The organism is Acinetobacter sp. S4400-12, from assembly GCF_024129495.1.
GTDB classification, from domain to species: domain Bacteria; phylum Pseudomonadota; class Gammaproteobacteria; order Pseudomonadales; family Moraxellaceae; genus Acinetobacter; species Acinetobacter lwoffii_C.
In genome coordinates this window covers 96,285-118,058 of the sequence record NZ_JAMXYB010000002.1, presented here as the reverse complement: position 1 = coordinate 118,058, position 21,774 = coordinate 96,285, and the positions used below count along the sequence as shown (strand labels likewise).

Annotated in this window: 25 protein-coding genes; 18 read left to right on the top strand and 7 right to left on the bottom strand. The window is 45.2% G+C overall.

Annotated features, from left to right (window positions below):
* The first annotated feature begins 104 nt into the window (after positions 1–104).
* From leuA to rdgB, 6 genes are all read left to right on the top strand, one after another.
* A complete protein-coding gene (gene leuA, locus NI461_RS02095; RefSeq protein WP_253156380.1) occupies positions 105–1,802 on the top strand; it encodes a 2-isopropylmalate synthase in 1,698 nt (565 codons plus the stop codon).
* Between the two features lie 112 nt (positions 1,803–1,914).
* Positions 1,915–3,075 (top strand): homoserine O-acetyltransferase, encoded by a 1,161-nt coding sequence (locus NI461_RS02090; protein WP_151207002.1) that lies wholly within the window; start codon positions 1,915–1,917, stop codon positions 3,073–3,075.
* Entirely contained in the window at positions 3,075–3,668 is a 594-nt protein-coding gene (gene metW / locus NI461_RS02085; protein ID WP_151203356.1) for a methionine biosynthesis protein MetW, read from the top strand. The genes NI461_RS02090 and metW overlap by 1 nt, the downstream gene beginning before the upstream one ends.
* Positions 3,665–4,255, top strand: coding sequence for a tetratricopeptide repeat protein (locus tag NI461_RS02080; RefSeq protein ID WP_253156378.1), 591 nt, complete (start codon positions 3,665–3,667; stop codon positions 4,253–4,255). The genes metW and NI461_RS02080 overlap by 4 nt, the downstream gene beginning before the upstream one ends.
* A 308-nt stretch (positions 4,256–4,563) precedes the next feature.
* A complete protein-coding gene (locus tag NI461_RS02075; protein WP_253156376.1) occupies positions 4,564–5,442 on the top strand; it encodes a LysR substrate-binding domain-containing protein in 879 nt (292 codons plus the stop codon).
* Positions 5,443–5,523: 81 nt separating this feature from the next.
* On the top strand, positions 5,524–6,150 hold the full coding sequence (gene rdgB, locus NI461_RS02070; RefSeq protein WP_253151729.1) for an RdgB/HAM1 family non-canonical purine NTP pyrophosphatase: 627 nt from the start codon (positions 5,524–5,526) through the stop codon (positions 6,148–6,150).
* 99 nt (positions 6,151–6,249) lie between these two features.
* Here the strand turns inward: rdgB and NI461_RS02065 are convergent, their stop codons facing one another.
* A complete protein-coding gene (locus NI461_RS02065; RefSeq protein WP_253156374.1) occupies positions 6,250–7,131 on the bottom strand; it encodes a permease in 882 nt (293 codons plus the stop codon).
* A gap of 147 nt (positions 7,132–7,278) precedes the next feature.
* Here NI461_RS02065 and tatA point away from each other — a divergent pair, with 147 nt between their 5' ends.
* The 4 genes from tatA to NI461_RS02045 all read left to right on the top strand — a co-directional run bounded on the left by tatA (position 7,279) and on the right by NI461_RS02045 (position 11,139).
* Positions 7,279–7,497, top strand: a complete 219-nt coding sequence (gene tatA, locus NI461_RS02060; protein ID WP_151203351.1) for a Sec-independent protein translocase subunit TatA — start codon at positions 7,279–7,281, stop codon at positions 7,495–7,497.
* A 9-nt stretch (positions 7,498–7,506) separates the two neighbouring features.
* Positions 7,507–7,947 (top strand): Sec-independent protein translocase protein TatB, encoded by a 441-nt coding sequence (gene tatB, locus NI461_RS02055; RefSeq protein WP_151203350.1) that lies wholly within the window; start codon positions 7,507–7,509, stop codon positions 7,945–7,947.
* Positions 7,944–8,726: a twin-arginine translocase subunit TatC gene (gene tatC / locus NI461_RS02050; RefSeq protein WP_151203349.1), complete on the top strand. Its 783-nt coding sequence runs from the start codon at positions 7,944–7,946 to the stop codon at positions 8,724–8,726. Before tatB ends, tatC begins: the two co-directional genes overlap by 4 nt.
* A gap of 172 nt (positions 8,727–8,898) precedes the next feature.
* Positions 8,899–11,139, top strand: a complete 2,241-nt coding sequence (locus tag NI461_RS02045; protein ID WP_253156372.1) for a PhoX family phosphatase — start codon at positions 8,899–8,901, stop codon at positions 11,137–11,139.
* Positions 11,140–11,178: 39 nt separating this feature from the next.
* On the opposite strand, the gene NI461_RS02040 is transcribed toward NI461_RS02045, so the two are convergent.
* Positions 11,179–11,958, bottom strand: coding sequence for an NRDE family protein (locus NI461_RS02040; protein WP_253156370.1), 780 nt, complete (start codon positions 11,956–11,958; stop codon positions 11,179–11,181).
* A 93-nt stretch (positions 11,959–12,051) separates the two neighbouring features.
* Here NI461_RS02040 and lgt point away from each other — a divergent pair, with 93 nt between their 5' ends.
* The 3 genes from lgt (at position 12,052) to NI461_RS02025 (ending at position 13,724) form a co-directional block, all read left to right on the top strand.
* A complete protein-coding gene (gene lgt, locus NI461_RS02035; protein ID WP_151203346.1) occupies positions 12,052–12,861 on the top strand; it encodes a prolipoprotein diacylglyceryl transferase in 810 nt (269 codons plus the stop codon).
* Positions 12,862–12,952: 91 nt separating this feature from the next.
* Positions 12,953–13,345, top strand: coding sequence for a hypothetical protein (locus tag NI461_RS02030; protein WP_253156419.1), 393 nt, complete (start codon positions 12,953–12,955; stop codon positions 13,343–13,345).
* Positions 13,338–13,724 carry a hypothetical protein gene (locus NI461_RS02025; RefSeq protein WP_253156368.1) on the top strand — a complete coding sequence of 129 codons (387 nt, stop codon included), beginning with the start codon at positions 13,338–13,340 and terminating at the stop codon, positions 13,722–13,724. The genes NI461_RS02030 and NI461_RS02025 overlap by 8 nt, the downstream gene beginning before the upstream one ends.
* Before the next feature lie 19 nt (positions 13,725–13,743).
* Here NI461_RS02025 and NI461_RS02020 read toward each other — a convergent pair whose 3' ends face one another.
* Positions 13,744–14,256: a CHAP domain-containing protein gene (locus NI461_RS02020; RefSeq protein WP_253156366.1), complete on the bottom strand. Its 513-nt coding sequence runs from the start codon at positions 14,254–14,256 to the stop codon at positions 13,744–13,746.
* An 816-nt stretch (positions 14,257–15,072) separates the two neighbouring features.
* On the opposite strand from NI461_RS02020, the gene thyA reads away from it, so the two are divergent.
* From thyA to msrA, 5 genes are all read left to right on the top strand, one after another.
* Positions 15,073–15,915, top strand: a complete 843-nt coding sequence (thyA, locus tag NI461_RS02015) for a thymidylate synthase (protein WP_151203343.1) — start codon at positions 15,073–15,075, stop codon at positions 15,913–15,915.
* Between the two features lie 110 nt (positions 15,916–16,025).
* Positions 16,026–16,538: a dihydrofolate reductase gene (locus NI461_RS02010; protein WP_253156365.1), complete on the top strand. Its 513-nt coding sequence runs from the start codon at positions 16,026–16,028 to the stop codon at positions 16,536–16,538.
* Between the two features lie 25 nt (positions 16,539–16,563).
* Complete coding sequence (locus NI461_RS02005; protein ID WP_253156364.1) at positions 16,564–17,610, top strand: DUF4105 domain-containing protein; 1,047 nt, start codon at positions 16,564–16,566, stop codon at positions 17,608–17,610.
* Between the two features lie 99 nt (positions 17,611–17,709).
* A complete protein-coding gene (locus NI461_RS02000; RefSeq protein WP_151207022.1) occupies positions 17,710–18,171 on the top strand; it encodes an META domain-containing protein in 462 nt (153 codons plus the stop codon).
* Positions 18,172–18,273: 102 nt separating this feature from the next.
* Positions 18,274–18,798 (top strand): peptide-methionine (S)-S-oxide reductase MsrA, encoded by a 525-nt coding sequence (msrA, locus tag NI461_RS01995; RefSeq protein WP_253156363.1) that lies wholly within the window; start codon positions 18,274–18,276, stop codon positions 18,796–18,798.
* A 61-nt stretch (positions 18,799–18,859) separates the two neighbouring features.
* On the opposite strand, the gene NI461_RS01990 is transcribed toward msrA, so the two are convergent.
* The 4 genes from NI461_RS01990 to purU form a co-directional block, all read right to left on the bottom strand.
* Positions 18,860–19,264: a biopolymer transporter ExbD gene (locus NI461_RS01990; RefSeq protein WP_151203338.1), complete on the bottom strand. Its 405-nt coding sequence runs from the start codon at positions 19,262–19,264 to the stop codon at positions 18,860–18,862.
* Positions 19,264–19,887, bottom strand: a complete 624-nt coding sequence (locus NI461_RS01985; RefSeq protein ID WP_151203337.1) for a MotA/TolQ/ExbB proton channel family protein — start codon at positions 19,885–19,887, stop codon at positions 19,264–19,266. Before NI461_RS01985 ends, NI461_RS01990 begins: the two co-directional genes overlap by 1 nt.
* Before the next feature lie 25 nt (positions 19,888–19,912).
* Positions 19,913–20,689: a TonB-dependent receptor gene (locus tag NI461_RS01980; RefSeq protein WP_201798508.1), complete on the bottom strand. Its 777-nt coding sequence runs from the start codon at positions 20,687–20,689 to the stop codon at positions 19,913–19,915.
* Between the two features lie 192 nt (positions 20,690–20,881).
* A complete protein-coding gene (gene purU / locus NI461_RS01975; RefSeq protein WP_151203335.1) occupies positions 20,882–21,748 on the bottom strand; it encodes a formyltetrahydrofolate deformylase in 867 nt (288 codons plus the stop codon).
* Positions 21,749–21,774: the final 26 nt, after the last annotated feature.

Sequence of the window (21,774 nt, the reverse complement as noted above, 5' to 3'; positions counted from 1 at the left end):
GTTGACCTTCTGCATGAGCACGATTATAGACAAAATCTATGCCGTAGTTCCCGCGACCGCTTCATCCAAGAGCACGGTACGCCAGACTACAAAGGAGCTCTTTCATGATGTTGGCAGATCCAAGTAAAAAATATCGTCGCATGTATCAACGTGTCGATCTTCCAGACCGTCAATGGCCGAATAATGAAATCACCAAGGCCCCAATCTGGATGAGTACCGACCTGCGTGATGGTAACCAGGCGATCTTTGAGCCAATGAACATCGAGCAGAAGTTCAAAATGTTCCAGATGCTGGTAAAAATCGGTTTCAAACATATTGAAATCGGCTTCCCATCTGCATCGCAAATTGATTTCGATTTTACCCGCAAGCTAATTGAAGAAAATCATATTCCGGACGATGTCTACATTGAGGTGTTGGTACAGGCACGTGATCATTTGATTCAGCGTACTTTTGAATCTTTGCAAGGTGCAAAACGTGCGATCGTGCATATCTATAACTCGAACTCGCCGACCTTCCGTCAAAAAGTCTTAAATGTTGATGTTGCTGGGGCCAAGCAGCTTGCCATTAATGCCGCAACCAAAGTTAAAGAATACGCCGCTAAACAGCCTGAAACCGAGTTTGTTTTCCAGTACAGCCCTGAATGTTTTACGGCGACTGAATTGGAAGTGGCTAAAGATGTTTGTGATGCAGTGACTGAAATCTGGGAAGCTTCTCCGACCAATAAAGTGATCTTGAACTTGCCGGCAACAGTTGAAGTTTCAGGTCCTAACGTCTATGCCGACCAGGTAGAATGGATGCATCGCAATATCCAGCGTCGTGACGGTGTGATCATTTCTGTGCACTGCCACAATGACCGTGGTTGCGGTATTGCAGCTTCTGAATTGGCCATTATGGCCGGTGCTGATCGTGTGGAAGGCTGTGTCTTTGGAAATGGCGAACGTACCGGTAACGTCGATGTGGCTGCGATTGCTTTGAACATGTATACCCAAGGTGTTGCACCGAACTTGGATTTCTCCAACATCAACGAAATTATTGCCACTGTTGAAGAATGTACCGGTTTGCCTGTACACCCACGCCATCCTTATGCTGGTGATTTGGTCTTTACTGCTTTTTCCGGTTCGCATCAGGATGCGATCAAAAAAGGTTTTGAGTTCCAGAAAAACGAAGAAATCTGGGATATGCCATATTTGCCAATCGACCCGAAAGACTTGGGCCGTGACTATGATGCAGTGATCCGGGTTAACTCACAATCAGGGAAAGGCGGGATTGCCTATTTGTTAGAATCTAACTACAACGTGACCTTGCCACGTCGTTTACAGATTGAATTCTCGCAAATCGTCCAGCAAAAAACCGATGAAGACGGTACAGAGATTTCTGCTACTGAAATCTGGAAATTGTTTAAAGAAACCTATGTGGCTGCTAAAGATGCCCATTATTCTGCCAAGAACTATCGTTTGTCTGATGAAAATGGCAGTCAGGTGATTGAACTTGATCTTGAGATTGAAGGTCAGTCACGTCATGTACGTGGCCAAGGCAATGGTCCGATTTCTGCGATCTTGGATGCGCTGCAACTGCCAATTGATGTTGTAAGCTATGAAGAGCGCAGCATCAGTTCAGGTGCCCATGCCAAAGCTTTGGCCTTGATTGAGCTTCAAGTCAAAGGTACAGGCAAGTCTGCATTCGGTGCCGGAGTCCACGACAACATTGTGACCTCTTCAATTGAAGCCATTATTGCCTGTACCAACCGCCTGATCGAACAGGGAGTATTAAGCACTGATCAGGTGATTGCTGCAGCGGTCTAAGCTACAGTATAAGAATTAACTATCATTCATAGCATTAAAATGACTTTTGAAGGATACCTGCAAATGGTATCCTTTTATTATTCATATTAAAGTTTTAAGGCGAATCATTCCCGTGTCTTTTCCAGCAGACTCAGTGGGCATTGTAGTCCCACAAAAGTTCCAATTTGAAGAGCCGTTAGAGCTTGAATGCGGTCGCATCCTCCCACGTTTTGAACTGATGGTTGAAACTTACGGCGAACTCAATGCCGATAAGTCCAATGCCATTCTGATTTGTCATGCCTTGTCAGGCCATCATCATGCAGCGGGCTATCATCATGAAGATGACAGGAAACCCGGATGGTGGGATGCCTGTATTGGTCCAGGCAAAGCCATCGATACCAACAAGTTTTTTGTGGTGGCGCTCAACAATATTGGCGGCTGTAGTGGTTCGACCGGTCCTATCTCTCCCAATCCAGAAAATGACAATCGCCCGTACGGTCCAGACTTTCCACTGGTAACGGTACGGGACTGGGTCAAGACTCAAGCCATCCTGTCTGACCGTCTTGGTATTAAGGTCTGGTATGCGATCATTGGAGGATCGCTCGGTGGCATGCAGGCCCTGCAATGGTCGGTGGATTATCCAGACCGTTTAAAGAAATGTGTCATTATTGCCAGTGCTCCAAAGCTTTCGGCACAAAATATTGCGTTTAATGAAGTAGCGCGCCAGTCGATTCTATCTGATCCGGATTTTCACAATGGCCGTTATCTGGAACATGACAGCTATCCAAAACGCGGGTTGATTCTGGCACGGATGGTGGGTCATATCACCTATCTGTCCGAAGAAGCCATGAAACAGAAGTTTGGCCGTGATTTAAAATCAGGCAAATTTATGTATGGTTTTGATGTCGAGTTCCAGGTAGAAAGTTATTTGCGTTATCAAGGTGAACAGTTCAGCCGCAACTTCGATGCCAATACTTATCTGATTATGACCAAAGCGCTGGATTACTTTGATCCTTCACGTGAATATGAACAGTCTCTGGTCAAGGCGATGGCGCATACCCAGTGTCAATTTCTGGTGGTGTCTTTCTCTACGGACTGGCGTTTTGCGCCTGAGCGTTCACAAGAAATCGTGGATGCTTTAATTACCAATCATAAACCGGTCAGCTATTTAGATATTAATGCTGAACAGGGTCATGACTCCTTCTTATTTCCAATTCCACTGTACGTTAAATCCCTGCGTGCATTCCTGGGTGGTGAAGAACATCTGAAAACAACCCCGCAGGAGGCTGTGTAATGCGTATTGATCAACAACTTGCTGAACGCTGGATCAAGCCAGGCTCACGTGTTCTGGATCTGGGCTGTGGCGATGGTGAATTGCTCGCGCACATGAGCAAAAAACACAATATTCGTGCGTATGGATTGGAAATTGATCAGGAAAAGATTGCAATTGCAATCAGTCGCGGGTTAAATATCATCCAGCAGGACTTAAATCTTGGTTTAAGCCGTTTTGCCGATCAGTCTTTTGACTATGTGGTAATGGCACAGGCCTTACAGGCCGTAGATGCACCAGACGTATTACTGCGTGACATGGTGCGCGTAGGTAAACAGGCGATTATTACTTTCCCGAACTTTGCCCACTGGAGAACCCGTTCTTTTCTGGCTTTAAAAGGGAAAATGCCGGTTTCGGAGGCTTTACCTTATATGTGGTATGACACGCCGAACATTCACCTATGCACCTTCCGTGACTTTGAAGCTCTTTGTGCGGAAAATAATATTAATATTATTAATCGACTCGCTGTAAATGGGAATCAACAGGACAGCTTGCTCAGCAAGCACCTTCCTAATCTGTTTGGTGAAGTCGCAATTTATCGAGTGAGCGCTCTATGAAAAAATTATTAATCACTTCGACGCTACTGGCGGGACTTTTTAGCTTAAATGCCCATGCAGATTATGTTGCGCCAAGCCCATCAGTGGCAAGCCAAGCCGCCCAATATTCAGTTATGGACATTAATAGCCTGATTAAAGCTGCCAAAGCCGGTCAACCAGGAGCACAGTTCTATCTGGCGACTAAATATCAGTATGGCAAAGACATTCAAAAAGATGAGCGTCAGGCTTTTAGCTGGTATAAAGCTGCTGCGGATCAAGGCTTAGCCGTAGCCCAGCTAAATGTAGGCCGTATGCTAGCAGATGGCATCGGTACTAAAAAAGATGAAACGCTTGCCCGCCAGTATTTTGAAAAGGCAGCTAGCCGTGGCGATAACCGTGCCAGCTTTAACCTTGCCATGATGGAAGAGAAAAAGAAAAATTATATGGGCGCCTATCAGTGGTATGAGCTTTCTACTCGTGACGGCATGCTCGACAATAAGGTTATCAGTCTTTCTGAAGGCAAGAAAACGGCTCTGGCAGCCAACCTGACTCAAGATCAAATCCGTCAGGCACGTGACCGTGCAGACAAATGGATTCAGGCACAATAAGCTGGATTTGCAAAAGAGCACCTTTGGGTGCTTTTTTATGGTCTGAACTATTGCCCAAAATGCTCAGGCACGTCCTCAAAGAAATTTTTGTAGCCAGTTTTTTGCTGAAACTGAGCATCCAGCTGTTGAAAAAACAGCACTGTCAGCCCTATCGTCAGATAAAGCAAACCTTGTTTAAAAAAAGCTGCCATAATTTTAACACTGCATAAGTTTAAATCATTCATGCATTAGAATGAAAAACCATCATCATGTAAAATGATTCTTAGAGATAGCTATTATCTGTTTTTGAGATATTTTGAGATAAAAGTATGCAGTTAAAATCCCTGGAAATTTTTCTGACGGTTGTTGAGCTGGGAAGTTTTTCTCTGGCTGCCAACAAACTATTTACGGTTCAATCCAATATCACCAGCCACATTAAAAAACTTGAGTCCGAGCTAAACACTGAACTGCTGACCCGTAAAACACCAGTCAGAACGACCAGAGCTGGCGAACAGCTGCTCACTTATGCCAGAAAAATCCTGTCCCTGCATGATGAAGTGAAAAGTATTTTTATTGAGGAAAAGCCCTATCTTTCGCATCCGATCCAGATTGGCAGTATGGAAACTACTGCTGCTGTCCATCTGCCGCAGATCTTAAACAGATTTTCTGCAAGCTTCCCTGCCCTATCCTTCAGCTTGCAGACCGCCCCCAGCCGCACACTGATTGAAGCCGTACAGAATGCTCAGCTGGATTGTGCCTTTATTGCCAGTCCTGAGCCAGTGCATGGTTTGTATAATCTGCATCTGTTTACAGAACAGCTGGTGGTGGTAACTTCAAAAAACACCATACAGCCCTTGACTGCCGCAACGCTACAACAACAGAAATTTCTCGCATTCCGCCAAGGATGCAGTTACCGTCGTGTCATCGATTTATTTTTACAGAGTCGACAGCTCGCTGTTTGTCATATTATCGAAATGGGTAGCCTGGACGGTATTATGAGCTGTGTCAGCATGAATATGGGAATGGCAATTTTACCGCGCTCCTATGTTGAGCAGTCACATTTTAGAAATGCGGTAGAAGTTGCGGAAATTCATGAACCTTTTGCCATCATGAACACCTACCTGATTGCAGATCAACCGGCTTGCTGGAGCAGCAATTTAAAGCATCTGGTGAAGCAGCTCACCGCATCAAAAGATGAGGCGGTATAAATTCAGGTAAAATTGCCGACTTTAGATTGAATTCGGTTAAAATCACCTGTTCCGTATTTTCAACTCATAAGTGACGAATATATGTCAGCTCAGGCTTGGTTATCTCAGGGAACCTTGGTACTTGCAAGTAATAACAAAGGTAAAATTGCTGAATTTGAAAAACTGTTTGCAGAGTTACAACTGCCTGTCGACGTCGTTCCGCAAGGTCAGCTGAATATCGAAGATGCGGTCGAAGATGGGTTAAGCTTTGTAGAAAATGCCATTATTAAAGCCCGTCACGCAGCAAAGATTTCAGGCAAACCTGCGATTGCCGATGATTCCGGTATTTGTGTGCCTGTATTAGGCGGTGCACCGGGAATTTACTCGGCACGTTATGCAGGCGAACATGGCAATGATGCAGCTAATAATGAAAAGCTGTTAAGCAAACTCAAGCCGCTGCGTAAAGAAAATGAAGTCATTGACGGTATGTTTGTTTGTGTATTGGCGCTGGTCCAGCATGCCGAAGATCCACTACCACAAATTTTTCAGGGCATCTGGAAAGGTGAAATTCTGGAAGTTCCTCGTGGCGAAAATGGTTTTGGTTATGATCCCCTGTTCTGGCTGCCTGAATTGCAGTTGTCCAGCGCAGAAATGAGTAAAGAGGAGAAAAATAAAATCAGCCATCGTGGTCAGGCCATGCAGCTGTTTAAAGCCAGTCTAGAGAAATAAGCGAGCACAACAAAGCCCTTCTTCCTTTTGAGAAGGGCGTTAGAAAGCGATAAATAAGCCCTTTCTTATTCAAACCATGTCCCGGTATTGATCGAATATTTATAAACCCGGCACCCAGATATGCAAGATCATGCCATAAAGCGCGATGAGTATGGCACTGGCAATTGTTCCTGACGCAATATATTTGGCTGAATGGCCTGTACCCTGATAATGCGTTTCTAGCGCCACAATATTGGCCGCAGGCGGTAATAAAAAATACATCAGCATGACGGCATAAATAAGGAGTTGAGGTGGAATCGGCAAAGTGAAATAAGCGGCTGCTGTCAGTCCCAGCGCAAGTATAAAGCGGCCACTGATAAGCAGCAGGCTACGTTGCAGATCTCGTAAATGAATCCGCACTTTACTCAGCCACATGCCTAAAATGCACATTCCGCTAAAAGTCACCAGTACTTTATTGGCCTGATACCCCCATTGCACGACCGGATGCATTTCATAAGCCCTCAAGTCCCAACACGACAGGACTGCGGCAATACTCAAAGCAATAACAGGTGGAGAGATCAGGACATTTTTAAGAATAAATTGGGGAGTCTGCCGTGTGGAGCTAACAGCCAGAACAGCCACAACATTGCCAAACAGTGAGCCACCAATATACAGCGCCACAATCGTACTACTGGCCTCAGGTCCAAAAACGGCCAGAGCAAAAGGAAAACCCAGCCATACCCCATTTAAATAGCTAAAACACAGGGCACGGAGTTTATCTTTACTTACAGCATAAAACAGGCTGAATAGCAGAATGGAACTGAATACGCTAAAGCCAAGCAGCCACAGGCTGCCTTGCTGATAAAACACCATGTTATAAATGATAACGAGTGGAATCAGCACCCGGGCCAGCATTGCTGCCATGAAGGGGCGAAGGGATTTTAAATATTGAATGCCCCAATATCCGGTTAAAAAAGAGATCAGAGGCAGAAGCAGTGCCATACCCGACAGGACTCATTTGTATCAATGTAAAAAATCCTATCATATTCAGTCTTGCTTCTTCTCTTGTCTTCAAAAAGAAATATAACCGTCACCTCTGTGTCATAAAAGCCTGTTGAGATAGAGCCATAATATAAAGAGGATAAAATGATGGCTGGATTATCAATTTGGCATGTACTGATTTTTGCAATTGTGGTGATTTTATTGTTCGGTACATCAAAGTTAAAAAACCTGGGCAAAGATGTAGGTGGTGCAATCAAGGATTTTAAAAAGTCAGTGAAAGATGAAGAAGCTGAACAAGCGCAGCTGCAACAGCCACGCACGATTGATGCACAAGTAAAAACACCTGAAAGTTCAGTCAAAAGCTAAGAGACTGCCATGCTCAATATTGGAATGACCGAGCTGTTTATCTTCGGGATCATTGCACTTTTGGTGCTGGGGCCGGACAAGCTACCTGAAGCTGTACGTTTTGTCGGCAAATGGTATGGCAAAGTTAAACGTACCGTCAGCAATATTCAAAATGACCTGGATCGTGAATTGCGTTTATCGGAACTGCGTGAACAAATGCAGGCAGAGATGAAACGTATTCAGGAGCTTGAAGCAAAAATGCAGGCACAAATGCAGAATTTGCAAAAACCGCTTGAAACCGATCAGGTGCAGCACAGCATGACGCGAGATCAATCAACTCTCAGCTATAAATCTTTAAGTTATGAACCTTTAAAAACCACCCTTCCTGCGGTGTACTTGCCCTCTCGCAGTCAACCTAAAACCACTGTAGACCACCCCCAACAATATCTGGATATGAAGGTAGCCGTATGAGTTCCTTGCCTACTGCCCATTCCGAAGCCATTCCTGAACAGCCGCTGCTTGAAGAGATGCCCATTACCCAGCATCTGGTCATTCTGCGCAAATACCTGTTTAAAATTGTGGCGGTGCTGATCGGCCTGTTTTTCTGTTTATTGCCATTTGCCAATTCTACCTATCAGCTTTTGTCTGAGCCTCTACGTGCACAGCTTCCTGCCACATCGACCATGATTGCAACAGATGTGACAGCGACATTTATGGCGCCCTTTAAGCTTAACTTTTTTCTGGCATTGATGATCACCATGCCTTTTATTCTGTATCAGCTGTGGTCCTTTATTAAGCCTGCTCTGTATGCAAAAGAAAAAAGTCTGGCACTGCCGCTACTTTTGGGCAGTATTATTCTGTTTTATCTCGGAATCAGTTTTGCTTATTTTGTGGCCTTACCTTCAATTCTGCACTTTTTTATCAGTGTAGCCCCTGAAACTGTTGCTCCCATGACGGATATTAACAGTTACCTCAATTTCTGTTTAAAACTGTTTTTGGTTTTTGGCCTGACTTTTGAAATCCCGATTATTACCCTGGTGTTAATTTTAATTGGAGTGGTGAGTACCGAACAGTTAGTTGAAAAACGCAAATTTATTATTGTCGGATGCTTTTTTGTGGCCATGTTTGTGACGCCACCTGATGCGCTGTCGATGATTATGCTGGCCATTCCTATGTGGCTGTTATTTGAGACTGGGCTGTTGACCGGGAAGCTGATTGAGAAAAGACGTTTAAAAGATATCGAGACCTAAAGAATCAATCGAGAATAAAAAGAGGCGGCTACAACCGTCTCTTTTTATTTTTAATTCCAATAACTTATTTCACTTTATTGCAATATTTCCTTAAGCGTACTGTCATATAGCAGGCTTATGGTATGGAACAACTTCAACACAACTGAACACTTGATTTTAACAGGACTTTCAAATGCAAAATAAAGAAATGATACCTTGTCAGGACCTTACCGAAGATAGCAATACCTCAAATAATACCCATTTCCAAACGATTCTGAATCAATATATCAACCGTCGCAGCTTTATTGCTAAAACAGGCAGCGGCGCCATGGCTTTGGCATTTGCAGCGTCTGTAAGCGGTTGCTCTGATGACAACGATGATACCTCTTCTGGACCGACCCCACCTAACCCAGATAAAGAAAATGATAAGCATGTATGGAGCGACCTGGCGCAACGTCCAAACAAGCTGTCTTTTGAAGCGGTTAAAAAAAATACCCAGAACTTTTTTAGTGTGCCTGAAGGCTACGAGCTTAATGTTCTGTATGCTGTTGGCGATCCGATCAATAGCAGCTATCCTGAAAAAACAGATTCTGAATTACCTTCAGGTCCATCTTACCAATTCCGCGCAGGTGATAACCACGACGGGATGTCATTCTTTGGCATGGACCCAACCAAGAAAAATTACTCATTAAAAGAATCAAAACAAGGTTTACTGGTTTTAAACCATGAGTATCTACAACAATCTGAGTTACATACACCAGTAGGTGTGATTACAACAGAAGATGGCAAACGTCCTGAAGAGCAGATTATTCGTGAAGTAAATGCTCACGGTGTTTCAGTCATTGAAATTCAGAAAGATCCAAACACTCAAAACGTAAAAATTAATTTGAACTCCCCATTTAACCGCCGTATTACCGCTGCAACAGAAATGGAACTGCGCGGACCGGCACGTGGCTCAGACCTGGTCAAAACCCGCTTTTCACCAACGGGGACATTAACCCGTGGTACTTTTGCCAACTGTGGTAATGGGTATACACCTTGGGGCACTTATTTGACTGCCGAAGAAAACTGGAGTGGTTACTTCTCTCGTGATGAGGGTGATGTACGCCCAGATAATGAACAAGTTGCTTTAGCACGTTATGGCCGTGGCAAGTCTGCAGAAAGTCAATACCTTTGGGATAAGACAGATGCGGAACTCACGGGCGATCGTGATCTGTATGACCGCTGGAACATTACGGCTGATCCGAATGGCAATGCTTTAAGTGACTACCGTAATGCTATAAATACCTGTGGCTTTATTGTTGAAATTGACCCTTTCAGTGCAAACACTCGCCCGGTTAAGCGTACTGCACTCGGCCGTTTTGCTCATGAAGATTGCCGCTCTAGTAATCCGATTGTGGGCCAGCCACTTGCATTCTATATGGGTGATGATGCTACGGGCGAATATATCTATAAGTTTGTCTCTGAAGCCGTTTGGGATCCTAAAGATGTCAATGGTGGCTATGCTGCAGGTGACAAGTATATGGATAAAGGAACCCTGTACGTTGCACAATTTAAAGAAGATGGTACAGGCCAGTGGGTTGAGCTAAGTTATGGTAAAAATGGTTTAGATCAGTCCAATACTACTTATTCTTTCAAAGATGCAGCAGATATTGTGGTCCATGCTCGTCTGGCCGCCGACCATGTGGGTGCAACCAAAATGGACCGTCCGGAATGGGTGGCGGTAAACCCTGAAAATGGCGAAGTCTATGTTACCCTGACCAACAACAGTAACCGTGGTCGTGCCTACCCAACGGATGCTGCAAACCCGCGTAGCTATGTCGATTTCAAAGGTTCAACTGCCAGCAATTCAGGCAATATGAATGGTCATATCATCCGTTTCCGTGAAACTGATGACACTGTCACTGCCACTACGTTTACTTGGGACATCTTCCTGTTTGGCGCTGAAGCACGTGCCGCTTCAAACATCAACCTGTCTGGTCTGGATAATCTCAATGACTTTTCTAGCCCGGATGGCATGTGGTTCGATCCACGCGGTATCTTATGGATTCAAACTGATGATGGCCAATATACCGACGAAACCAACTGTATGATGCTTGCTGCACTTCCTGGTTCCGTGGGCGATGGCCATAAAGCCTTTGCTGCAACCACCAAAGAGGAAGGACAAGAAACTTTTGTCGGTGCGCAGTTAAGCAATGATCGCGTACGTCGTTTCCTTGTTGGCCCGTCAGGTTGTGAAATTACCGGTGTTACCATTACCCCGGACTACAAAGCAATCTTTGTTAACGTGCAGCACCCGGGCGGCGCATGGCCTGCTAACCAAAGTGAGCGTTATAGCCGCTTAGGTAAAGTACCTCGCTCTGCCACTGTGGTGATTACCCGTAAAGATGGTGGTGCAATCGCAGGTGAAGCACTGGAAACAGCTCAGGCTTAATCCAGAGCTCTCAAAAATGCCGACAAATGTCGGCATTTTTTATTGCAGTGTGATGATTTTCTCTACCACTTGTCCTGCCATGTCACCTTGCTGGGATTTTTCCAGCCATTGCCACTGCCCCCTTTTCACTCTGAGGAAGTTCGAACAACGGGTGCCGTAAGTCGGGCTTTGAATAAAAGTCGAAGACAGCAGCTGTTCCATTTCAAGGCTGATTCCGGTTTGAGGTAATAGATCTGGAATCACCTGGCGTTCATCTTCCAAAATATCCCAAGTTGCATGATACAGCTCTGCTTCTGAAATACGGTCCTGTTGCAACATCGGCAGAAATTCCTGGGTAAAGCGCTTACGCAAATGGCGGGTTTTTTGCCAGTCTTCTGTTATCAGTCCATTTGAGACGACATACACCCCATGCGCCAGCACTTGTGGTGCTTCACCCCGATTGCTCATATATACCGCTTGATGCTGATCGCCCATAAACAGGTTAAAACCGGCATAATCACATTGATGCTTTTCCAGTTCCCGGGCAAAACGGATTGGCGGCAGCCCTGATTCCAGAAATTTCTGAATAATATGCCCGCGTGAGGTGGGATAATGATTCTGGTCCCGTCCATCACGAAAATTGGTAATCACCGCCCATCTTCCTGAAGCGGTAATGCCCATCCAGGTCCCGCCAGACTGTAAGTCCTGCCCGGCAATAATCGGACTATGTTCCCATTCATATAAAGCATGCGTTGGACGCTGATAGAATTCATCACGATTTGAAATCAGGCAGACCGGGGTATCTTCCAGTACCTGCCAGGCTAAGGCCACTATACACATAATTGCTGCTCTCGATCTTTACACATTGAATGTACAACATTTTTCTTATCTTTCAGCTAAAATCTGTGCAAAACAGAATCACAAGGAACAGGAATGCTGACCTATCCAAATATTGATCCCGTGGCAATTTCGCTCGGGCCCTTGCAAGTCCACTGGTATGGACTGATGTATCTACTGGCCTTTTTATTTGCCTGGGGACTGGCAACCTACCGTGCCAAACAGCGTGGCTGGACCTCGGATATGGTGTCTGACCTGATTTTCTTTGGGGCGCTGGGGGTCATTATTGGGGGCCGGGTCGGTTACGTATTTTTCTATGGCTTTTCCCAGTTTCTGGAAAACCCTCTCTGGCTGTTCCAGATCTGGACCGGTGGCATGAGTTTCCATGGCGGCTTCCTCGGTGTGATTTTAGCCATGCTCTGGTGGTGCAAGAAATATAACATGACCTGGTTCCAGACTCTGGATTTTATCGCACCTTGCGTACCGACAGGTCTGATGTTCGGCCGGATTGGTAACTTTATAGGCAGTGAACTGTATGGCCGTCAAGTTACAGATCCAAACTTTGCCTGGGGCATGATTTTCCCGACAGACCCCTTGCAGCTGGTACGTCATCCTTCACAGCTCTACCAAGCGCTGTGTGAAGGCCTGATTCTCTTTGTTGTGTTGTGGTGGTTCAGCGCGAAGCCACGCCCACGCATGGCAGTATCGGCACTGTTCCTGATCGGTTATGGCCTGGCGCGCTTCATCGTCGAGTTCTTCCGTGAACCGGACAATGGCCAGCTGTTTATTGGCTGGATGAGCAAGGGACAATTCCTGAGCCTGCCAATGATTCTGATTGGCCTCTGGATGATGTGGTATGCCTACCAGAAGAAAATTTATGACTGGGGTCCTCAGAAAAACTGTTAATTAGACCCACAACATTGCGAGGCAGCGGCCTCGCTTTTTTATTGAAAAAAATATGCTAAAGTACTTTTTGTCCTTTCATTCCTCCATTCGTATGCTTGAGTTCTGGTTTAATCCGCAGCTATCTTTTCTGCAAAAACTGCTGTTTTTTATAGTCATTGCAGCCATGACGGCGCTACTGTACTGGATGCAACCGCTGCCACTGGATGCCATTTTAATGTTTGTCGGCACAGGCATTATTTTTTTGATTTGCCGTTACTGCAAAATTCACTTTGCCTCTAAAAAGCCGACTGGCCTGCTCTATCGCGTCTTGGCCTGGATTCCTTTGGCTTTAGTGATCAGTCTGGTTTTTATGCACATGCAGCAGGGTGAGATTTTACTTCCGGGTGCTCAGGGGATTGGCTTTATGACTTTGAGCATCTGTCTGTTTTCGCCCCTGTCACTCTTGAATCAGAACCGGCAAGACCCAGAGCCACCTCATGCTTGAGCACTGGTATTCCAAATGCTGTACCCGTCAGATGAAACTGGTGGTGGTCATCATTGTCTGTCTTCTGATATATAGCGCTTCTACCATGGTTCAGCTCGGCCCGCTATGGATCAGCTTCAGTGTAGGAATTGGCCTACTAAACTATGGACTGCGCCAGCTGCGTTTCAAGACTCCTGCCGGCCATCCTTATGCCAATGGCTTTGCTGCGCTCAGCCGGGTCATCCCGATTGTCGCGATGGTCACCCTATGGGGCTATCTGCCGCAACATGCACAGGACTGGGAAAAATTTGCGCTGGCTTTACAATGTCTGGGCTTTGCAGCAATTGGACTTTTTCTGGCGTCCATCCATGTCAATCGGGCCAGACGCTGTAACAATTAAGACGCTGATAGTATTTAAGTTAAAGGTCTGGGGCCAGACGATAATAACTATAAGTCAGGTTCTTGGTGCGATAGATTGCATGACTGTTTTGCTTAAAATCCGATACCCAGGCACTTCCTGAATAAGCAGCAATATGTCCATAACGATGCTTGGCAGTGCGGTCAATAATATAAATATCGCCTTTTTTAGGACGGTCAAAAGACTGATTGATTTTCTTATACCCCAGTTGTTTCAAGGTACTTCCCCAGTCCGCTGCGGCCACCGGATGATTGACAATTTTTGCCCCGGAAGATTGCAATCCCACACGGATACTACGTGCACATTTCTGGGTACTGGTCCGGCGTGTAATTCCCTGTAAATAACTGGTGAATTTTTCAATATTGATACGGTGACCGTTACTCGAACCGACTGCCTTAGTTGCAGAAGCGGATGAGGTTTTTTTCGGGTTTTGTCTTGCTTGAGAACGCAACATGATATTCGCTTGAACAGGAGCATGTACTGCACTCACATTCACGGGCTGATCATAAACCATGTTTTTACCTACTCCTCCTCGCCGTAGATGTTGGCTTTCATTTCTTAACAAACGGAGAATACTAGACGGTTAAATGTTATTCTTCACGAATAAAATGTAATTAAATTTTTCTATTGTTGTTAAAGTATAACTAAAGCCTTCTTTCTTTTGAGATTCTTTTTTCTGCACTTTTCATGAAAATAGTGAAATTTTATTTAGCTCTTTTAAACATTAACCCCTACTGTTAAATTTTCATTTTTACTCAACTTTTTAATCATGCACTGATCTATACGTCTCACATTTTCTACTTTTAGCATTGAAAAACCAGAGTATATTGCTCCCAGATTCGCTCTATCTATATTGCCTTTAGGGCAATTAAACTAAAAATACAACATATTGATGAAAATCGGCTCACCTTTAAAAAATTGCATGAAATATACAATTCAATAAGCACAAAAGTTTACTGGTTCAGCACTGGATCTACATGTTTACAACTCAGGCAATAAAGCCCCCATAAAAAACCTGAATCACTGGTACATCATGAGCACGCCAAATAAAAGTGGTCGAAGCTAAAACTTAAACTCAGCCCACTCCTGGCCTGATCGGTGGCTAAGCCTAATCTATAACACCCCTTTGAACCATTCATCTGCGGCCATTATTTTGCCTTAAGCTGACGCTCAAGAGGCGTTTTTATTGTGGGCGGAACGATGAAAGCCCGTTAAAAAATGCTATGATGAATGCAATTTAAATTGCCATTCTGACAGTAAATTAATCTCGAGCTGATCTTTTTTTTATTTTTAACATGGCAATTTTCAATAGCTTTAAACAGAGAGAACTATGCGCCCATATCTTGACCTTTTACAACACATTCTCGACCAGGGTGGCGATAAAGGCGACCGTACCGGTACAGGCACACGCTCGGTATTTGGTCATCAGATGCGTTTTGATCTTTCCCAAGGTTTCCCTCTGCTGACCACCAAAAAAGTTCATTTCCGTTCCATCGTCATTGAACTGCTCTGGTTCCTGAAAGGCGATACCAATGTTCAATATTTAAAAGACAATAAAGTCTCGATTTGGGATGAATGGGCAACTGCTGAACAGACTGCGCGTTTTGGCCGCCCTGCAGGCGAATTGGGTCCGGTTTATGGGCATCAATGGCGTAATTTCGGTGCCAGCCAAAACCAGGATGGCAGCTATCACCAGGACGGTTTTGACCAGATCAAATGGCTGATTAATGAAATCAAAACCAATCCGAATTCACGCCGTCTGATCGTTTCGGGCTGGAATCCGAAGGAAGCCAATCAGGTGGCTTTACCACCCTGTCATACCCTGTTCCAGTTTTTTGTCCACAATGGCAAGCTGTCTTGTCAGCTTTACCAGCGCAGTGCCGATGTGTTTTTAGGTGTGCCATTTAATATTGCCAGCTATGCCCTGCTGACCCATATGATTGCGCAGGTCTGTGATCTGGGCGTTGGCGATTTTGTCTGGACTGGCGGTGATACCCATCTCTATACCAACCATTTTGAACAGGCTCAACTGCAATTAAGCCGCGAGCCTTTGGGCTTATGTCAGTTAAAGCTGAATCCTGAAGTTAAAGATATTTTCCAGTTTAAATTTGAAGATATTGAAATTGTCGGTTATGAATCTCATCCAGCGATTAAAGCGCCGGTTGCCGTTTAATTTATTATTGAATCATCCCTCTTGATTATTTCTTCTGACCAAACAGCATGTGTCATTTGCAGATGCTTTGGGCAGAGGGAGACATCGGGATTCAACCTTTAGGGGCTGTTATGGCATTTCAAGATTTAGAAGTGGTACACGTGGTAGCTATGGATCAGCAGCGCTGTATTGGCAAGGGCAATGATCTGCCATGGCATATTTCAGCTGATCTCAAGCATTTTAAAGAAATTACTCAAGGCGGCGTAGTTGTCATGGGCCGTAAAACCCTTGAATCTATGGGGCGCGCCTTGCCTAAACGGGTGAACTGGGTGATTACCCGTGATCCCGAATGGTCTTTTGCGGGCACCAAAGTCGCGCATAGTATTGAAGAGGCACTGCATCAGGCGGTTGCCGATGTCAAAGCCTCAGCAAAGCCGGATACGGTTTTCATTATTGGGGGCGGTGAAATTTTCAAACAGACTATGCAGATAACCGACCGCCTGGAACTGACCCATATTGAACTGGATGTACAAGGTGATGCCTACTATCCGGAAATTCCGGCAGACTTCAAAAAAGTAGCATCTGCACAACACATAGATGACAAAAGCGGGATTGCTTTTGAATTTGCCACCTATCAAAAATAAAGCCTATTTAAGTAAAAGGTTAGATATGCAAGGACGCACGCCCTCGGCAAAGCACTGGAGTCTGTGGCTACTGGGTGGCCTGTTTACTCTATTCGTGATGCTTTCCAGCCTCTGGTTAAGCCTGATGCTCTGGATACAGCAGCCTTTGGGCAAAATAGGCACTATGCTCCTGATCGGCTGCTGGGTGGTATTTTCCCTCATCGTACTCGGTATTTATTTCACCCGGCATCTGATTTCACGCCAGGTCGATACAATCTTGTACCTGCTGGTGTTCCTGATCAGCCTGTTTGCATATTTCAGTATTGAAGCGCGTCAGGATCGTGACTGGAACCCAGAAGTTTCGCGGCTATTATCCTCTGAACAGCAAGGTGATCAAGTCACTTTACACAATATCCGAAATTTCGACTGGCAGCCGAACGGAAAATATGTCGAACGCTGGGAAAGCCGCAGCTTCGACCTGAACCAGATTACTGGAGTGAATATCATCACCTCCTACTGGATGGGTCCTGAAATCGCTCACACGCTGGTCAGCTTTGATTTTGCCAACCAAAAACCGCTGACTTTTTCAATTGAAATCCGTAAAGAAAAACATGAAGAGTTTTCTGCGATTGGCGGCTTTTTCCGAAAATACGAGCTGAGTCTGGTGGCTTCGGATGAAAAAGATATTGTCTATACACGCAGCCATATCCGGAACGAACAGGTCTATTTCTTTCCGGTCAATATGCCCAAAGCACAGGCCAAGGCCCTGTTCAAAGAATATCTGCGTCAGGCCGATGCGCTAGCTGAAGAACCTAAATGGTATAATACCCTGACCAGTAACTGCACGACGCTGGTTTTTGACATGGTGCAGGCTGTTTCCCAGCAGGCCCTGCCTTCAGATTATCGCCTTCTGGTTTCAGGCTACTTGCCCAATTATCTTTATGATCTAAAAGCACTAGATCAAGCTTGGAATATGCAGACTTGGTATCAACAGGCCCATATTAATCCGCGTATTCAACAGCCAAAACAGATATCCAGCAAAGAATATTCAGATCAGATTCGCCTCGGCTTGCCGGCTTCAAAACTTTATTAACACCCGATTCAGTCAATCTTCAGGATACAAAATTGACTGGCAGATAAATTCTTTTTTTGTTTATATACAGTTAGCTATTCAAAAAGTGAGGTAATTTTCATGTTAAAACAACTAACCGCAGCAATAATTATGGCATCGACCTTAAGCATCATGGGCTGTGAAACTCTTCCAGGCAATTCAGCAGCACAAACTACCCAGAATTTACAGCTTTTACAAAACCGGACCTGGATTGTGACCCAGATTGGTAATACCGAAATCAAGACTGCACCAACTGCACATAATATCCCAAGCCTGCAATTCGATGCTGCTACGCAACGTGTTTCAGGTGCAGACGGCTGTAACCGTATTATGGGCAGCTATACTGCCAGCAAAGACACGCTGAGCCTGGGCCAGATGGCAGGAACGCGCATGGCCTGCACAAATAATGACAATCTGGACCAGAAATTTAATGAAGCTCTTAGCAAAGTGACCCATTATCAGGTGTTTGGCAAAACCCTGAAATTATTAGACCGTCATGGCAATTTACTGATCCAGCTGGAAACTGCCGCACAGCCTCGTTAAACAACAGACTACAAAAAGCCTGTGTCTACAGGCTTTTTGATCTTTCATACTGTTGGCACAAGATTCAATAATCACCCGACCCCATTCCATGAGGATTTCATCATGCAACAAGCACTTTTTGGCGGTGGATGTTTTTGGTGTACTGAAACGGTATTTTTACAGATTCAGGGTGTTCAGCAGGTGGTGAGCGGCTATGCAGGTGGTCATCAGCCTGATCCAACCTATGAGCAGATCTGCCGCGGCGATACGCAGCATGCAGAAGTGATTCTGATCGACTTTGATGAACAGCAAGTAAGTTATCGCCAGTTGCTGGACGTATTCTTTGCCACCCATGACCCGACCACCCTAAACCGTCAGGGAAATGATGTCGGCACCCAGTATCGCTCCGTGATTTATTATTTTAATGATGAACAGAAAGCCGCAGCAGATACTACAATTCAGGCCTTGAAAGATGAAGGGATTAATATCGTCACTGAGTTAAGCCCAGCTCCAGCCTTCTACCCGGCAGAGGACTATCACCAGAATTTCTTTGCCCGCAATCCGAATCAGGGTTACTGCAATTTTTCTATTCCGCCGAAACTGAATAAATTGCGTAGTCACTTTATAGCGTTATTAAAAAATCCTTAATCTCTGAAAATATCCCTAAAAAAAAGCGACTGAAATCAGCCGCTTTTTTTATCTCTCATCATTAATTTTCGGTTGCAAAAGCAATATCGCTGAGTCCGGCTCCACTCGCACGCGACATCACCTGAGCCACCGTATCATAACGTGATTCTTTATCTGCTTTTAGCACGATGGTCGGCTGACGTTCAGTCTGGCTAGCTTCATTAAAGCGGGTTTCAAGCTGCGCCAAGGTCAGAATATTTCCATTCCAGGCCACTTCACCCTCTGCATTAATACTGATCGTAATATTTTCAGGCGGAAGATCGACAATTTCAGCCGTGGTCTGCGGTAAAGTTAATGGAATTGATGGGTTCGCCACGGTCGCTGTCACCAAGAAAATGATCATCAATACCAGCATAATATCGATCAGGGGAATGAGATTCATCTCATTCATGCCTGTATCGTTATCCTCACCCAATTGAAAAGCCATTAAACTTGACCTCCAACCAGACTTTCCTGGCTCATTTTTGTCTCAACTTTTTTTGCCGCAGAATCCTGTTGCAACATGGTATCAATCAACAGGCTATGTGCATGATCCTGAAGCTCGTGTGCCAAGCCGCGATTAAAACGTACTGCAATATTATAGGCCAGTACCGCAGGAATCGCGACGGCCAGCCCCAGACCGGTCATAATTAATGCTTCACCGACTGGAGTTGCCACCTGAGCAAGACCGGCCTGACCGCTTTTACCGACTGCCACCAGTGCATGGAAAATCCCCCATACCGTACCAAATAAACCTACAAATGGCGAAATGGAAGCAATCGTTCCCAGTACGGATACACCTTTTTCAGCGTTGGCCTTTTCTACTGCGATCTGACGCAGCAAAGCCTGCTCAGCCACTGCTTTACGCTGCTCGAAAGTCAAAGGAACGCATTTGCTTTTCAGTTGATCCACGGCCTGAGCCAGCCTGTTATAAGCGATCTGTTTCAGCTGGCGAGTGCCCATCAGACGCAGTACAAAGATGGTCCATGTCGCAATCGACATTGCCAATAACACGAAATACAGTGTTTTACTGACTGCATCAGCATGTTGCCAATAAACTGAAAAGTTCATATCCGAACTCCTAATGGGTTAGCCGTTATTTGGTCATCTTAAAATCAAATGGCTGTTCCACACGTGTTGGATAAGCCACTCCATTTTCAACATATTTGGTCAATTGCGCCCGACGTACTGCCGCTTCGACCTTACGCTTTATCGTTGGACTACAATCTGAATTTCGTGCATTTGCAGACACTACTTTTCCCTGCTCATTAGCCGCTATATCAATCACCATAGAGCAGGATGCTTTTAATTCGCCTGGTGATAATGACACTTTAGGTGAACGTAACCAGGATACTCCTCCGCCAATAGAAACACTTTTTGGTGATGGCGGTGCAGTCGGCGCTGGTGGTGTGACAGGAGCAGGCGGTGTAACTGGTGCTGGAGGCGGAGTCGGGATCACTTTGGTTTCAGTCACCACCGTCTGAACCGCCGGTTTAGGATCCGGTTTGTCCTCGACCACAGGCGCTGCTTTGACTTTAGGGGCTTCCGCCTTTTTCACCTGTTCAATTTTTTCGACTTTTTTAGGTGGTGGCGGTAGCGGTTTTTCTACAATTTTAACTTCTTTAGGCTTTGGCGGTTCTGGCTTCGGCTCTGCTTTCGGCTTCGGTGGTAAAGGTTTTGGTGCTTCCTGCAGTTTGATGAAACGTACTTTCATCGGCTCTTTGTCCACGGGCTTCAGCTCAGGCGTTTTCATCTGGCTGACTGCCCACAGCAGACCCGCATGCCCTACCAGTACAGCCGCCAGAATAGAAACGACTTTCTTTTTCATCTGATTGGGCGGCGGAGGGGTCATGGGAGCTGCAAATTGACTCATTAAATCTTTTACCTTGAGGAGTTGATACGAAATAACCTATCAAGCTCATCGGTTAGTACAATGAAAGTACGCCAATAATAAATGAGAAGTGTTTTCATTTGCAACTCAAAATCCATGCTTTCAGCATTTTTTTTGTTGCAAACAAAAAAGGCATACTCTGAGTATGCCTTTTTTAAATGAAGATTCAGGAGCTTACTGAAACACGACCGTTTTATTGCCATCTACAATAATTCGGTCTTCCAGATGCCATCTGACTGCACGTGCCAGCACATTACGCTCGACATCCTGCCCCAGTTCCCGTAGCTGCTCGACTGTGAAGTCATGGTTTACCCGCTCTACATCCTGCTCGATGATCGGACCTTGGTCCAGATCAGCTGTCACATAGTGAGCCGTGGCACCGATCAGTTTCACCCCTTTGTCATAGGCCTGTTTATACGGATTGGCTCCTACAAACGCAGGCAGGAATGAGTGATGGATATTGATCACCTTCATTTCCCAGGTATTAACAAACTCTTCGTCCAGAATCTGCATATAACGCGCCAGTACCAGAAGATCATTGCCCTGCATCAACTCATCGATCCGTGCATAGGCTTCGCGCTTGTTCTCTTTGGTCACAGGCACAACTTCAAATGGAATACCGAAGTTTTCTACCGCTTCACGCAAGGTTTCGTGATTGGACACGACTTTGGTGATTTCACATGGGAGGCCGCCGCGTGCATGACGCCATAACAGCTCAAGCAGGGCATGGTCTACCTTGGACACTAGAATACCGACTTTTTTAACGTCACTGACCAGTGCTAAACGCCATTGCATGGCATAACGCTCGGCGACATTTGCTGCAAAGGTCTGGAGAATACTCTCTTTACGACTTTGAAGATTATCTAATTCAAATTCAACGCGCATGAAGTAACGTCCGCCCTGCGCTGCTGTCGCATACTGGTCTAGCGCAGTAATGTTAGCACCCTGATGATACAAGAAGCTTGAAACAGCCTGCACAATGCCAGGCTTGTCTTCACAAGTAATCAATAAACGTGCGGTATTAGCAGTCGTCATATTCATGTTGGTTTGTGTCACTAATCAGTTAA

What these genes read in the sequence shown, in the direction of transcription:
- NI461_RS02020 (WP_253156366.1), bottom strand. Translation starts at nt 14,256, where the DNA reads ATGGTTTATGATCAGCCCGTGAATGTGAGTGCAGTACATGCTCCTGTT.
- metW (WP_151203356.1), top strand. Translation starts at nt 3,075, where the DNA reads ATGCGTATTGATCAACAACTTGCTGAACGCTGGATCAAGCCAGGCTCA.
- NI461_RS02005 (WP_253156364.1), top strand. Translation starts at nt 16,564, where the DNA reads ATGCAAGGACGCACGCCCTCGGCAAAGCACTGGAGTCTGTGGCTACTG.
- tatB (WP_151203350.1), top strand. Translation starts at nt 7,507, where the DNA reads ATGCTCAATATTGGAATGACCGAGCTGTTTATCTTCGGGATCATTGCA.
- NI461_RS02065 (WP_253156374.1), bottom strand. Translation starts at nt 7,131, where the DNA reads ATGGCACTGCTTCTGCCTCTGATCTCTTTTTTAACCGGATATTGGGGC.
- NI461_RS02080 (WP_253156378.1), top strand. Translation starts at nt 3,665, where the DNA reads ATGAAAAAATTATTAATCACTTCGACGCTACTGGCGGGACTTTTTAGC.
- NI461_RS02010 (WP_253156365.1), top strand. Translation starts at nt 16,026, where the DNA reads ATGGCATTTCAAGATTTAGAAGTGGTACACGTGGTAGCTATGGATCAG.
- NI461_RS02040 (WP_253156370.1), bottom strand. Translation starts at nt 11,958, where the DNA reads ATGTGTATAGTGGCCTTAGCCTGGCAGGTACTGGAAGATACCCCGGTC.
- NI461_RS02075 (WP_253156376.1), top strand. Translation starts at nt 4,564, where the DNA reads ATGCAGTTAAAATCCCTGGAAATTTTTCTGACGGTTGTTGAGCTGGGA.
- purU (WP_151203335.1), bottom strand. Translation starts at nt 21,748, where the DNA reads ATGAATATGACGACTGCTAATACCGCACGTTTATTGATTACTTGTGAA.
- tatC (WP_151203349.1), top strand. Translation starts at nt 7,944, where the DNA reads ATGAGTTCCTTGCCTACTGCCCATTCCGAAGCCATTCCTGAACAGCCG.
- rdgB (WP_253151729.1), top strand. Translation starts at nt 5,524, where the DNA reads ATGTCAGCTCAGGCTTGGTTATCTCAGGGAACCTTGGTACTTGCAAGT.
- NI461_RS01990 (WP_151203338.1), bottom strand. Translation starts at nt 19,264, where the DNA reads ATGGCTTTTCAATTGGGTGAGGATAACGATACAGGCATGAATGAGATG.
- NI461_RS01980 (WP_201798508.1), bottom strand. Translation starts at nt 20,689, where the DNA reads ATGAGTCAATTTGCAGCTCCCATGACCCCTCCGCCGCCCAATCAGATG.
- NI461_RS02025 (WP_253156368.1), top strand. Translation starts at nt 13,338, where the DNA reads ATGCTTGAGCACTGGTATTCCAAATGCTGTACCCGTCAGATGAAACTG.
- NI461_RS02000 (WP_151207022.1), top strand. Translation starts at nt 17,710, where the DNA reads ATGTTAAAACAACTAACCGCAGCAATAATTATGGCATCGACCTTAAGC.
- NI461_RS02030 (WP_253156419.1), top strand. Translation starts at nt 12,953, where the DNA reads ATGCTTGAGTTCTGGTTTAATCCGCAGCTATCTTTTCTGCAAAAACTG.
- NI461_RS02045 (WP_253156372.1), top strand. Translation starts at nt 8,899, where the DNA reads ATGCAAAATAAAGAAATGATACCTTGTCAGGACCTTACCGAAGATAGC.
- lgt (WP_151203346.1), top strand. Translation starts at nt 12,052, where the DNA reads ATGCTGACCTATCCAAATATTGATCCCGTGGCAATTTCGCTCGGGCCC.
- leuA (WP_253156380.1), top strand. Translation starts at nt 105, where the DNA reads ATGATGTTGGCAGATCCAAGTAAAAAATATCGTCGCATGTATCAACGT.
- tatA (WP_151203351.1), top strand. Translation starts at nt 7,279, where the DNA reads ATGGCTGGATTATCAATTTGGCATGTACTGATTTTTGCAATTGTGGTG.
- thyA (WP_151203343.1), top strand. Translation starts at nt 15,073, where the DNA reads ATGCGCCCATATCTTGACCTTTTACAACACATTCTCGACCAGGGTGGC.
- msrA (WP_253156363.1), top strand. Translation starts at nt 18,274, where the DNA reads ATGCAACAAGCACTTTTTGGCGGTGGATGTTTTTGGTGTACTGAAACG.
- NI461_RS01985 (WP_151203337.1), bottom strand. Translation starts at nt 19,887, where the DNA reads ATGAACTTTTCAGTTTATTGGCAACATGCTGATGCAGTCAGTAAAACA.